General features: G+C 41.7%; 11 protein-coding genes, 2 rRNA genes and 1 riboswitch (1 of these 14 cut by a window edge). All 13 genes read right to left on the reverse strand.

Annotation, left to right across the window (positions count from 1 at the left end; genetic code table 11):
* Positions 1–40: 40 nt before the first annotated feature.
* The gene (gene purN, locus ACXAE4_RS26495) at positions 41–619 is read right to left on the reverse strand and encodes a phosphoribosylglycinamide formyltransferase (RefSeq protein WP_289578663.1); all 579 of its coding nucleotides are present in this window, start codon (positions 617–619) and stop codon (positions 41–43) included.
* Entirely contained in the window at positions 616–1,653 is a 1,038-nt protein-coding gene (gene purM / locus ACXAE4_RS26500; RefSeq protein WP_028412529.1) for a phosphoribosylformylglycinamidine cyclo-ligase, read from the reverse strand. Before purM ends, purN begins: the two co-directional genes overlap by 4 nt.
* A gap of 26 nt (positions 1,654–1,679) precedes the next feature.
* Positions 1,680–3,095, reverse strand: coding sequence for an amidophosphoribosyltransferase (gene purF / locus ACXAE4_RS26505; protein ID WP_013055041.1), 1,416 nt, complete (start codon positions 3,093–3,095; stop codon positions 1,680–1,682).
* Complete coding sequence (gene purL / locus ACXAE4_RS26510; protein WP_475237299.1) at positions 3,071–5,302, reverse strand: phosphoribosylformylglycinamidine synthase subunit PurL; 2,232 nt, start codon at positions 5,300–5,302, stop codon at positions 3,071–3,073. The genes purF and purL overlap by 25 nt, the downstream gene beginning before the upstream one ends.
* Positions 5,286–5,972 (reverse strand): phosphoribosylformylglycinamidine synthase subunit PurQ, encoded by a 687-nt coding sequence (purQ, locus tag ACXAE4_RS26515; protein ID WP_013055039.1) that lies wholly within the window; start codon positions 5,970–5,972, stop codon positions 5,286–5,288. The genes purL and purQ overlap by 17 nt, the downstream gene beginning before the upstream one ends.
* Positions 5,969–6,220: a phosphoribosylformylglycinamidine synthase subunit PurS gene (gene purS / locus ACXAE4_RS26520; RefSeq protein WP_014461938.1), complete on the reverse strand. Its 252-nt coding sequence runs from the start codon at positions 6,218–6,220 to the stop codon at positions 5,969–5,971. The genes purQ and purS overlap by 4 nt, the downstream gene beginning before the upstream one ends.
* Positions 6,221–6,227: 7 nt before the next feature.
* Positions 6,228–6,935 (reverse strand): phosphoribosylaminoimidazolesuccinocarboxamide synthase, encoded by a 708-nt coding sequence (gene purC, locus ACXAE4_RS26525; RefSeq protein WP_098112276.1) that lies wholly within the window; start codon positions 6,933–6,935, stop codon positions 6,228–6,230.
* A 74-nt stretch (positions 6,936–7,009) separates the two neighbouring features.
* Positions 7,010–8,302, reverse strand: a complete 1,293-nt coding sequence (gene purB, locus ACXAE4_RS26530; protein WP_013055036.1) for an adenylosuccinate lyase — start codon at positions 8,300–8,302, stop codon at positions 7,010–7,012.
* A complete protein-coding gene (purK, locus tag ACXAE4_RS26535) occupies positions 8,299–9,444 on the reverse strand; it encodes a 5-(carboxyamino)imidazole ribonucleotide synthase (RefSeq protein ID WP_013081438.1) in 1,146 nt (381 codons plus the stop codon). Before purK ends, purB begins: the two co-directional genes overlap by 4 nt.
* Positions 9,437–9,925: a 5-(carboxyamino)imidazole ribonucleotide mutase gene (gene purE / locus ACXAE4_RS26540; protein ID WP_098112275.1), complete on the reverse strand. Its 489-nt coding sequence runs from the start codon at positions 9,923–9,925 to the stop codon at positions 9,437–9,439. The genes purK and purE overlap by 8 nt, the downstream gene beginning before the upstream one ends.
* Before the next feature lie 128 nt (positions 9,926–10,053).
* Positions 10,054–10,155, reverse strand: a riboswitch (purine riboswitch).
* 84 nt (positions 10,156–10,239) lie between these two features.
* Positions 10,240–10,440, reverse strand: a complete 201-nt coding sequence (locus tag ACXAE4_RS26545; protein WP_014461942.1) for an NETI motif-containing protein — start codon at positions 10,438–10,440, stop codon at positions 10,240–10,242.
* Between the two features lie 166 nt (positions 10,441–10,606).
* Positions 10,607–10,722: ribosomal RNA gene (gene rrf / locus ACXAE4_RS26550) — 5S ribosomal RNA — on the reverse strand.
* 63 nt (positions 10,723–10,785) lie between these two features.
* Positions 10,786–12,559, reverse strand: a 23S ribosomal RNA gene (locus tag ACXAE4_RS26555) (it continues 1,161 nt past the right edge of the window).

The raw sequence follows: 12,559 nt of genomic DNA on the forward strand, positions 1-12,559 counted from the left end.
AGTAAAGGATTAAAACTTTTTTGACAAGGTTACATCCTATTTATTTAACTGCGGCTTGTTCAAATAATTCATTCAGTACCGCGGGATAAAATTGATGTTCAATTTCATGAATACGGGTCTCAACTGTTTCTCTTGTATCGCCTTTTTCAATGCGAATAGCCTGCTGGTCAATAATTGGTCCTGTATCCATGCCTTCATCTACAAAATGCACGGTAATTCCAATCACTTTTACTCCTGCATCAAAAGCTTGACCAATAGCATCAATCCCAGGAAATGCAGGTAACAGCGAAGGGTGAATATTAACAATACGATTTTTGTATGGCTTAAGCAACGTCGAACCAACTAATCGCATATATCCTGCTAAAACAAGAAATTCTACTTTAGCTGATGTAAGCTCTGCAAGAATTGCTGCTTCATACGCTTCTTTATTTTCATAGTTTTTAGGCGAACAAACAAAGCATGGTATTCCACATGCTTTTGCTCGTTCAATTACGTATGCATCGGGTTTATTGCAAACAACAAGCGCGATATTTGCTTTTAATCGACCTGACTGAGTTGCTTCGTAGATGGATTGAAAATTACTGCCGTTTCCAGAAGCAAACACTGCAATATTTATCATGCAAACGTCCCTCCAGCAAATTCAACACCTGTTCCTTCTTTGACACGTCCGATAACAAATGCTTTTTCGCCTTCGTTTTCAATTGCTTCAATGACTTTATTCATATCTTCAGGTTCAACAGCTAAAACAAATCCGATTCCCATATTGAATACTTCGAACATTTCTTTACGGTCTAGCTTGCCTTGCTCTTCAAGGAAATCAAACACGTATGGAATTGGCCAAGAACCGTAATCGATTTCTACACCTAAACCTTCAGGAAGCATACGAGGGATATTTTCAACAAATCCGCCTCCAGTAATATGAGCCATACCTGCAATCTTAGCTGCATGTAATGCTTTTAAAACCGGCTTCACGTATATTTTTGTTGGTGTTAATAACTCAACTCCAAGCTTTTCATTAAAACCAGCGTAAGTTTCGTGAAGATTTAATCCTTGATCATCAACAATTTTACGTACAAGAGAGTAGCCGTTGCTGTGAATACCGCTAGATGAAATACCGATCAACAGCTGTCCAGCTTTAATCTCATCTCCAGTAATAATTTCTGACTTTTCTACCGCTCCTACTGTAAACCCTGCAAGATCATATTCATCTTCTTCGTATAAACCTGGCATTTCAGCTGTTTCTCCGCCAATTAACGCACAGTTGGACTGTTCACAGCCGTCTGCAATTCCTTTTACAATCGATTCAATTTTTTCAGGAACTGCTTTCCCGCAAGCAATATAATCTAAGAAGTAGAGAGGCTCTGCTCCTTGTGCTAAAACGTCGTTTACACACATGGCCACTGCATCCACACCGATTGTGTCATGCTTATCCATTTGAAAAGCAAGTTTCAATTTTGTTCCTACTCCATCTGTACCAGAAACAAGAACAGGCTCTTTTAAATTCAATGTAGATAAATCGAACATTCCGCCAAAGCCGCCGACTGTTCCCATAATACCTGCACGAGCAGTTCGTTCTACGTGCTTTTTAATACGTGAAACAGCTTCATATCCTGCTTCTAAGTCAACTCCAGCTTGTTTATATGAATATGACATGTTGTCACTCCTTTTTTACGTTAAAACTAACAAGTTACCTTTTCATGAGGGTGTACAGTATCTGGATAAATTTCAGTTGGATACTTTCCAGTAAAACATGCCATACACTGTCCGCCGTTGCCTTCATACTGTCTGCCGATTGCGTCTACTAAACCTTCGTTGCTTAAGAAAACAAGTGAATCAGCTTCAATCAATTCACGAATTTCTTCAACAGAGCGCGTAGCAGCAATTAGCTCAGAGGATGACGACGTGTCAATTCCATAAAAACATGGATTTTTAATAGGAGGTGAACTGATGCGTACATGTACTTCAGTTGCTCCTGCTTCTCGAAGCATACGAACAATGCGGCGGCTTGTTGTGCCGCGAACGATAGAATCATCTACCATGACAACACGTTTACCCTCTACAATTTTACGTACAGGAGACAGCTTCATTTTTACACCTTGTTCACGCAATTCTTGTGAAGGCTGAATGAATGTACGGCCTACGTATCGATTCTTAATTAAACCTAATTCGTATGGAATCCCTGACTGTTCTGCAAAACCAATCGCTGCTGAAATACTTGAATCCGGAACGCCTGTTACAACGTCTGCTTCAATCGGTGACTCAACTGCAAGTTGTTTCCCAAGGTTTTTACGAGCAGAGTGAACATTGATTCCATCAATATTACTATCTGGTCTTGAGAAATAAATATATTCCATACTGCAAATAGCACGGTTTACGTTTAGTGTGAATCGCTCTGATTGAATACCTTCATCATTAATAATAAGTAACTCACCAGGCTCTACATCACGCTCATGAACCGCTCCAACAATATCAAACGCACATGTTTCAGAAGCTACTACATAGGCATCACCTAATCGTCCAATTGATAATGGACGCAGTCCGTGAGGGTCAAGTGCAACCATCATCGTATCTTCCGTTAAAATAACGAATGCGTATGCGCCTTTAACCATGGATAAAGCATTTTTCACTTTATCTTTCATATCTTCATAGCCGCTTCGTTTAATTAAATGAGCAAGTACTTCTGTATCAGATGTTGATTGGAAAATACTCCCTTGGTTTTCCAGCTGATGCTTTAATGCATTTGCATTAACCAAGTTTCCATTATGAGCTAACGCAAGGCTTCCGCTATGAGAGCGGAAGTGAAGGGGTTGAACATTTTCAAACCCTCCGCCTCCAGCTGTTGCATAACGAACGTGTCCAATTGCTGCTTTACCGTTTAGTTGCTCTAACTCTCCGTGGCCAAATACTTCGTTAACAAGACCGACGCCTTTCATCACTGTCACTTTTTCTCCGTCTGTTACAGCAATACCAGCTCCTTCTTGTCCGCGGTGTTGCAAGCTATGCAAACCGTAATAAGCAATCTGGCTTGCATTTTCATGTCCCCATACACCGAATACGCCACATTCTTCGTTTAAGCCTTTGATTTCAGCAAGCATGGAAGCGCTCCTTTCCAAGCAGTAGTTAATTCTTCAACTGATAATTGAACAAGAACATTTTCTTGATGTTTAACAGTTAATGTTGCGTCTTCTGTTACGCGTCCTACTAATGTTGCATCTTGTACAAGCATTTCGAATTTTTCTTTATTCTCTGGTGAAACCGTTACGACAAAGCGTGATTGTGTTTCACTGAATAGCTCTGCTGTTGCTTCACCGTCTACCGTTACGTTTACGCCTAACCCGCTGCCGTTCATCACTTTTTCAGCTAGGGCTACCGCGAATCCTCCTTCTGCAATATCGTGAGCAGATTGAACTGCACCTTCACGAATTGCTTGAAGAAGCTGATCTTGACGTGTTTTTTCAACCGCTAAATCTAATTTAGGTGACTGGCCGAATACCGTACCGTTTTCTAGTACTTTTTGAAGCTCAGTACCTGCGAATTCTGCTTCAGCTTTACCAATAACATAGATTAAGTCATCTTTTTGCTTCGCATATTGAGTTGTAATATGGTTGATATCGTCGATTAGACCAACCATTCCAATAACAGGAGTTGGGTAAATTGCTTCACCTTTTGTCTCATTGTACAGAGATACGTTACCGCCGATAACCGGAGTCGATAGCTCACGGCAAGCGTCGCTCATACCGTCTGTTGCTTTTTCAATTTGCCAGAAGATTTCTGGCTTTTCAGGGTTACCGAAGTTTAAGCAGTCTGTAATCGCAAGAGGCTGTGCACCTGAACATACAAGGTTACGAGCAGCTTCTGCCACTGCGATACGGCCGCCTACTTCCGGGTCTAGGTATAAATAGCGAGAGTTACAGTCTGTTGTCATCGCTAATGCTTTATTTGTATCACGTACACGAACAACCGCCGCGTCAAATCCAGGAGATACAACTGTGTTTGTACGTACTTGGTAGTCATATTGGTTGTAAACCCACTCTTTGTTTGCAATCGTAGGCTGTTTTAAAAGCGTTACTAACATATCACTGTGATTTTCAACAGTAGGAGCGTATGCTGACTGCTCTTGGAACTCACGATAGTATGCTGGTTCTTGAGATGGTTTGTGGTATACCGGTGCATCTTCTGCTAATGCATCTACCGGAACATCTGCTACTACTTCTCCGTTATGAGTTAAACGAAGGCGCTTATCGTCGGTTACGTGACCGACTGAAACAGCTTCTAATCCATATTTTTCAACGATTTCGACGATTTCATTTTCACGGCCTTTTTCAACAACGATGAGCATGCGCTCTTGAGATTCTGAAAGCATCATTTCATATGGTGTCATACCCGTTTCACGCTGAGGTACAAGATCAAGGTTCATTTCAATACCAGAACCTGCTTTACTTGCCATCTCTGCCGAAGAACTTGTTAAGCCCGCAGCACCCATATCTTGAATACCTACTAAAGCGTCACACTTGATAAGCTCTAAGCAAGCTTCAAGAAGAAGTTTTTCCATAAATGGATCTCCTACTTGTACAGCAGGACGTTTTTCATCTGACTGATCAGATAGCTCTTCAGAAGCAAATGTAGCGCCGTGGATACCGTCGCGTCCCGTTTTTGCTCCTACGTACATAACCGTGTTGCCAACGCCTTTAGCTTGACCTTTTTGAATATCTTCGTGGTTAATTAAACCAACACACATAGCGTTAACAAGCGGATTTCCTTCATATGAAGCTTCAAACTGAATTTCTCCACCTACTGTTGGGATTCCTACACAGTTACCGTAACCTGCGATTCCCGCTACTACTTCCTCAAACAAATGACGAACCTTTGGAGATGTTAATTCACCAAAACGTAAAGAGTTTAAAAGTGCAATCGGTCTTGCTCCCATTGAAAAGACGTCACGAATGATGCCACCTACACCAGTTGCTGCTCCTTGATAAGGTTCAATCGCTGATGGATGGTTATGACTTTCGATTTTAAATACAACGGCTTGGTTATCACCAATATCAACGATACCAGCTCCTTCACCAGGACCTTGTAATACTTTTTCACCCGTGATAGGGAATTTTTTCAGTACAGGCTTAGAGTTTTTATAGCTACAGTGCTCTGACCACATAACAGAGAATAAGCCTGTTTCTGTATAGTTAGGAGTACGACCAAGCAGTTGCTCTACATTCGCAAACTCTTCGTCTGTTAATCCCATATCTCGATATAACTTTTGTTCTTTAATTTGCTCTACATTTGGTTCAAGAAGTAACGACATTTTGTTCCCTCCACTGCTTTACAATTGATTGAAATAATTTAAGTCCGTCCGCGCTTCCTAAAAGATCGCTTACCGCTCTTTCTGGGTGAGGCATCATTCCTAATACGTTGCCTGTTTCGTTCGTAATCCCTGCAATATCTTGAAGACTTCCGTTTGGATTATCACCTGCGTATTGGAAAAGAATCTGGTTGTTTTCAATCAATTTTTGTAACGTATGTTCATCACAATAGTAGTTGCCTTCACCGTGTGCCACTGGAATAGCAATTACTTCATCTTTGCCATAAGCATTTGTAAACATTGTTTCGTTATTAGCTACTTTCAAATTCACTGTTTTACAGATGAATTTTAAGTTTTCATTACGGCGCATAGCACCTGGCAGTAATCCTGCTTCTAATAAAATTTGGAATCCATTACATACACCTAGTACTGGCTTTCCTTGGCTTGCTGCTTTTTTTACAGCATCCATTACATTTGAGAAGCGAGCGATAGCACCTGAACGAAGGTAATCTCCATATGAGAAACCACCTGGAAGCAAGATACCATCATATTGATCTAATGATTCTGTATCGTGCCAAACGTAATCTACTTCTTCACCAAGCTCATCTTTGATAGCATGATACATATCTACGTCACAGTTTGATCCTGGAAAAACAATTACAGCAAATTTCACTGTACGACAACCTCCTCAACCTCGTAACGGTAATCTTCAATTACTGTATTAACTAAAAGCTTTTCACACATTTCTTTTACGCGTTCATCTAATGAATCTGTGCTGTCGATTGTTAGCTCTAAAAATTTACCGATGCGTACTTCTTGAACTTCTTCATAAGACATACGGTGCAATGAATTTTTAACGGCTACTCCTTGAGGGTCTAATACACTTTCTCTTAATGTGACAAATACTTTTACTTTATACATGGTTGGGTTATCCTCCGATTCGCTGTAAGATTTTTTCGTATGCTTCTGTTAAACCGCCTAAGTCTCTGCGGAATACATCTTTATCTAATTTTTCGTTGGTATGAACATCCCAGAAGCGGCAAGTGTCAGGTGAAATTTCATCCGCTAAAATAATGTCGCCTTGAGAAGTACGGCCGAATTCTAATTTAAAATCCACTAAGAAAATGTCTTTATCTTTGAAAAATTTCGATAATAATTCGTTGATTTGAAGTGCTTGTGCCTTTAAACTATCAATCTCTGCTTGAGTTGCAGCCTTAAGGAAAATCGCATGTTCTGCAAGAATTAATGGATCACCAAGCGCATCATCTTTGTAGTAAAGTTCAACGATTGGCTGTTCAAAACGAATACCTTCTTCTACGCCAATTCGCTTCGCAAGGCTTCCTGCTGTAGCATTTCGTACAACGACTTCAAGCGGAACAATTTCTACTTTCTTAACCGCCTGTTCATGATCTGAAAGCTGCTTCACAAAGTGAGTTGTAATCCCTTGCTCATGTAACATTGAAAATAGTAAACTACTAATTTGATTGTTCAGCTGTGCTTTTCCGCTAATCTCTGCTTTTTTCTGACCGTTGAATGCTGTAGCTTCATTTTTATAAGCAACCCACAGTACATCTTGCTCATCAGTAGCGTAAATTTTTTTCGCTTTTCCTTCATAAAGTAACTCTTGCTTTTCCATGCTGTCACCTCTACATACAGAATATTCAGATACACTTTCTTAGATAAAGGCAAGGACGTGCCTTGCCTTTTTTATTAAAGACCTAAACGTTCAAAAATCATATCTACATTTTTTAAATGGTGCTTATGATCGAAGCAATCTTCAATCTCTTCTGGCGATAAGTGGCGAGTAATGCGCTCTTCGCCTTCAATTAAAGAACGGAAAGGAACTTGCGTTTCCCATGCTTCCATTGCTTTTGGCTGTACTAAGTCGTATGCTTCTTCACGTACCATACCTTTGTTAATTAATGTTAAAAGTACACGCTGTGAGTAAATTAGCCCTAGTGTACGATCCATGTTGCGCTTCATGTTGTCAGGGAATACTGTTAAGTTTTTAACAATATTTGCAAAACGATTTAACATGTAATTCAAAGCAATCGTTGCATCAGGTAAGATGACACGCTCTGCCGATGAATGAGAGATGTCACGCTCATGCCAAAGCGGTACATTATCATAAGCTGTAACCATATAGCCGCGAATTAAGCGAGCAAGTCCCGTTACGTTCTCAGAACCGATTGGATTACGTTTATGAGGCATTGCAGATGAGCCTTTTTGACCTTTTGCAAAATATTCTTCAACCTCACGTGTTTCACTTTTTTGAAGACCGCGAACTTCTACTGCAAATTTCTCAATAGATGTCGCAATTAACGCTAGTACTGACATATAGTGTGCATGACGGTCACGCTGTAATGTTTGCGTAGAGATTGGTGCTGGTGAAATTCCTAACTTCTCACATACGTATTTTTCAACGAAAGGATCGATGTTAGCGAACGTTCCAACTGCTCCTGACATTTTACCGAATTCCACTTCAGCTGCAGCACGTTTTAAACGCTCTAGGTTACGCTTCATTTCTTCATACCATAATCCCATTTTCAAACCAAATGTCGTTGGCTCAGCGTGTACACCGTGCGTACGTCCCATCATAACCGTATATTTATGTTCTTGAGCTTTTTCCTTTAGTACTTCTACAAAGCGCTCTACGTCACTTAGCAAGATTTCATTAGCTTGCTTTAATAAATAAGATAGAGCTGTATCAACTACGTCAGTTGAAGTCAAACCGTAGTGTACCCACTTGCGCTCTTCACCAAGCGTTTCAGATACTGCACGAGTGAAAGCTACTACGTCATGACGCGTTTCTAGTTCAATTTCATTGATGCGGTTAATATCAAAAGATGCATTTTGACGAATTAACTTCACATCTTCTTTCGGAATATGTCCTAATTCTGACCATGCTTCGCAAGCTAGAATTTCAACTTCTAACCAAGCTTTAAATTTATTTTCTTCTGTCCAAATAGCTGCCATTTCTGGTCTTGTATAACGTTCAATCATGTTGTTACTTCCTCCGTTCTTTCCCAAATTCCTAGAGATTCGGCTTTTTCTATCGCCTCATCTATCTTATCAGCTAATACCGTGATATGTCCCATTTTTCTCTTCTCTTTTGCAACTTTTTTTCCGTACAAATGTAAGTGCATATCATCTAAACATTCGATTTTTGCCATTGTGTTCTCAATATGTTCCCCTAATAGGTTAACCATCACAGCAGGTTTTAATAAAGTCGGCTGTGCTAGGGTCCAGTTACAAATGGCTCTTACATGCTGCTGAAATTGAGAAAGATCACAAGCATTGATTGAATAATGACCTGAGTTATGAGGTCTAGGTGCCATTTCATTTATATAAAGCTGACCTTCTTCAGTTAGGAACATCTCAACTGCTAATGTACCAACTAAATCTAATCCTTTTGCTATTTCTTGCGCATATTGAAGAGCTTTCGCTTCTTGATCTGCTGTAATACGTGCCGGAACAATCGTTTGGTGCAAAATATGATGCTTATGAATGTTCTCAGCTACTGGTAAACATACCGTTTCGCCTTTTGCATTTCGGTGTACAATAACTGATACTTCTTTATCTAAGTTCATCCACTGTTCTACAATGCATTCCGACTGTGCTAATAGCTCAGCTGCTTCACGAATATTATTCTCATTTTTCACTAGAACTTGCCCTTTACCGTCATATCCGCCTCGGCAAGTTTTTACGACACATGGATAACCAATTGTTTCGACAGCTTTTAAAAGTTCTTCTTCAGTCGTAACGATTGCGTAATCAGGAACGTCTAGATTAAGCTTTGTAATCATTTCTTTTTCTAAACGACGATTTTGTGTAACGGCTAGTAAATGACTGCCTTGTGGCACGTAGCATTTTGTTTCTAGCCATTTCATCATCTCAACATCAACGTTTTCAAATTCATAGGTGATGACATCTGACACTTCAGCAAGCTGTTCAACCGCTTTTCTATCATCATAGTTGCCAATGACTTTAATATCTGCTACTTGACCGCAAGGAGAATCTTCTGTTGGTTCAAGCACTGCAATGTAATAACCCATTTCTTTAGCAGATAGTGCAATCATTCTTCCTAGCTGTCCACCGCCTACGATTCCAATTGTTTTACCAGGAGGTATAAGTAAATTAGACAAGTTGATCACTACTTTCTAACACAGATGATTTAATAGACTCTCTACGATTTTCAAGTTGATCACTTAACGTTGGATCCTGTGTTGCTAAGATTTGTGCTGCTAGCAGGCCAGCGTTCGTAGAACCAGCTTTCCCAATAGCTACTGTAGCTACCGGTACGCCGCCTGGCATTTGAACAATCGATAAAAGTGAATCTAAACCGTTTAAGTTACTTGATTTAACGGGTACTCCTATTACAGGTAAAATTGTTTTTGCGGCAATCATACCAGGTAAGTGAGCAGCGCCACCAGCGCCAGCAATAATAACTGTAATCCCTCGTTCTTTAGCAGTTTCAGCATACTCAAACATATAATCCGGCGTTCGATGTGCTGATACAACTTTCTTTTCATATTCAATATTTAATTCATCTAAAATGTCACACGCATATTTCATAGTGCTCCAGTCTGACTGACTGCCCATTACAACAGCAACTTTTACATTCATGAATAAAAGCTCCTTTTTCACGTTATAAAAAAACCTAGGGTATGTTATGGCTCACTAAAGGAAAGCCACAACTACCCTAGGTTTCATGTATCAATATTCCTTTTGAAAAGGAATCATGTTTACCTATTTAGTAATTGTACTCTCCTCATAGTCCAATGATTTACGGTCATCGGGTAGAAACTCGTGGGCCATATTCCCACTATTATATGAGGTTTCGGATATCTCAATTGACAACTTAATAATAACAGCCAAACCAGAAAAAAGTCAACCCAAAAATCGAATGTTTACTATTTTTATCATTAAAATGTTCGTATTTAGAGACTTTTCCCTTCGAAAACAATTTGTTGCTTTACCGGAACATACTCTTTTTTACCATTTATTTCTTTTTCTTCAAAGATAGGCTTTTCCATTCGTCGAACGGGCATATACCCATCTTTTTTCATCCGATCTAAACAACTTGCGATTGTTTCATTTTCCTGTAATTCGTATAGTACTTTTTTTGATTTCTTACCCAAAATGCAGCCTCCAGTTTGAAAGAAGTTTCTTACAACGTCAAAAAGAACTTTTATAATAAAAAATTAAATGAATCCACTATAGTGTAACATAATTTAAAAGTTAAATTCACGCTGTAATTTTTAGAAACAAAAAAGACTAGTCATTGAATGACTAGTCTTTTTATTGGCCTGGCAACGTCCTACTCTCACAGGGACAAAGTCCCAACTACCATTGGCGCTAAAGAGCTTAACTTCCGTGTTCGGTATGGGAACGGGTGTGACCTCTTCGCTATCGCCACCAGACAAGAGATTGTTCTCTCAAAACTAGATAACTGTTTGCTGAGTAAAGCTTACGCTTTTAAAAGTTTGGTTAAGTCCTCGATCGATTAGTATCAGTCAGCTACACATGTCGCCACGCTTCCACCTCTGACCTATCAACCTGATCATCTTTCAGGGATCTTACTAGCTTGCGCTATGGGAAATCTCATCTTGAGGGGGGCTTCATGCTTAGATGCTTTCAGCACTTATCCCGTCCACACATAGCTACCCAGCGATGCCTTTGGCAAGACAACTGGTACACCAGCGGTGTGTCCATCCCGGTCCTCTCGTACTAAGGACAGCTCCTCTCAAATTTCCTACGCCCACGACGGATAGGGACCGAACTGTCTCACGACGTTCTGAACCCAGCTCGCGTACCGCTTTAATGGGCGAACAGCCCAACCCTTGGGACCGACTACAGCCCCAGGATGCGATGAGCCGACATCGAGGTGCCAAACCTCCCCGTCGATGTGGACTCTTGGGGGAGATAAGCCTGTTATCCCCGGGGTAGCTTTTATCCGTTGAGCGATGGCCCTTCCATGCGGAACCACCGGATCACTAAGCCCGACTTTCGTCCCTGCTCGACTTGTAGGTCTCGCAGTCAAGCTCCCTTGTGCCTTTACACTCTACGAATGATTTCCAACCATTCTGAGGGAACCTTTGGGCGCCTCCGTTACATTTTAGGAGGCGACCGCCCCAGTCAAACTGCCCACCTGACACTGTCTCCCGGCCCGATCAGGGCCGCGGGTTAGAATTTCAATACAGCCAGGGTAGTATCCCACCGACGCCTCCACCGAAGCTAGCGCTCCGGCTTCTCAGGCTCCTACCTATCCTGTACAAGCTGTACCAAAATTCAATATCAGGCTACAGTAAAGCTCCACGGGGTCTTTCCGTCCTGTCGCGGGTAACCTGCATCTTCACAGGTACTATAATTTCACCGAGTCTCTCGTTGAGACAGTGCCCAGATCGTTACGCCTTTCGTGCGGGTCGGAACTTACCCGACAAGGAATTTCGCTACCTTAGGACCGTTATAGTTACGGCCGCCGTTTACTGGGGCTTCGATTCAGAGCTTCTCCCAAAGGATAACCCCTCCTCTTAACCTTCCAGCACCGGGCAGGCGTCAGCCCCTATACTTCGCCTTGCGGCTTCGCAGAGACCTGTGTTTTTGCTAAACAGTCGCCTGGGCCTATTCACTGCGGCTCTCTCGGGCTATACACCCTACCAGAGCACCCCTTCTCCCGAAGTTACGGGGTCATTTTGCCGAGTTCCTTAACGAGAGTTCTCTCGATCACCTTAGGATTCTCTCCTCGCCTACCTGTGTCGGTTTGCGGTACGGGCACCTCCCGCCTCGCTAGAGGCTTTTCTTGGCAGTGTGGAATCAGGAACTTCGGTACTATAATTCCCTCGTCATCACAGCTCAGCCTTTATGATGAGCGGATTTGCCTACTCATCAGCCTAACTGCTTGAACGCGCATATCCAGCAGCGCGCTTACCCTATCCTACTGCGTCCCCCCATTACTCAAACGGCGGGGAGGTGGTACAGGAATATCAACCTGTTGGCCATCGCCTACGCTTTTCAGCCTCGGCTTAGGTCCCGACTAACCCTGAGCGGACGAGCCTTCCTCAGGAAACCTTAGGCATTCGGTGGACAAGATTCTCACTTGTCTTTCGCTACTCATACCGGCATTCTCACTTCTAAGCGCTCCACCAGTCCTTACGGTCTGACTTCACAGCACTTAGAACGCTCTCCTACCACTGACATCTAAGATGTCAATCCACAGCTTCGGTGATACGTTTAGCCCCGGTACATTTTCGGCGCAGA

Source organism: Priestia sp. ABM2_011 (assembly GCF_056158845.1).

Coding starts and splice junctions, on each gene's coding strand:
- purF (WP_013055041.1), bottom strand. CDS start 3,095: ATGCTTGCTGAAATCAAAGGCTTAAACGAAGAATGTGGCGTATTCGGT.
- purB (WP_013055036.1), bottom strand. CDS start 8,302: ATGATTGAACGTTATACAAGACCAGAAATGGCAGCTATTTGGACAGAA.
- purC (WP_098112276.1), bottom strand. CDS start 6,935: ATGGAAAAGCAAGAGTTACTTTATGAAGGAAAAGCGAAAAAAATTTAC.
- purL (WP_475237299.1), bottom strand. CDS start 5,302: ATGTCGTTACTTCTTGAACCAAATGTAGAGCAAATTAAAGAACAAAAG.
- purE (WP_098112275.1), bottom strand. CDS start 9,925: ATGAATGTAAAAGTTGCTGTTGTAATGGGCAGTCAGTCAGACTGGAGC.
- purM (WP_028412529.1), bottom strand. CDS start 1,653: ATGTCATATTCATATAAACAAGCTGGAGTTGACTTAGAAGCAGGATAT.
- purN (WP_289578663.1), bottom strand. CDS start 619: ATGATAAATATTGCAGTGTTTGCTTCTGGAAACGGCAGTAATTTTCAA.
- purS (WP_014461938.1), bottom strand. CDS start 6,220: ATGTATAAAGTAAAAGTATTTGTCACATTAAGAGAAAGTGTATTAGAC.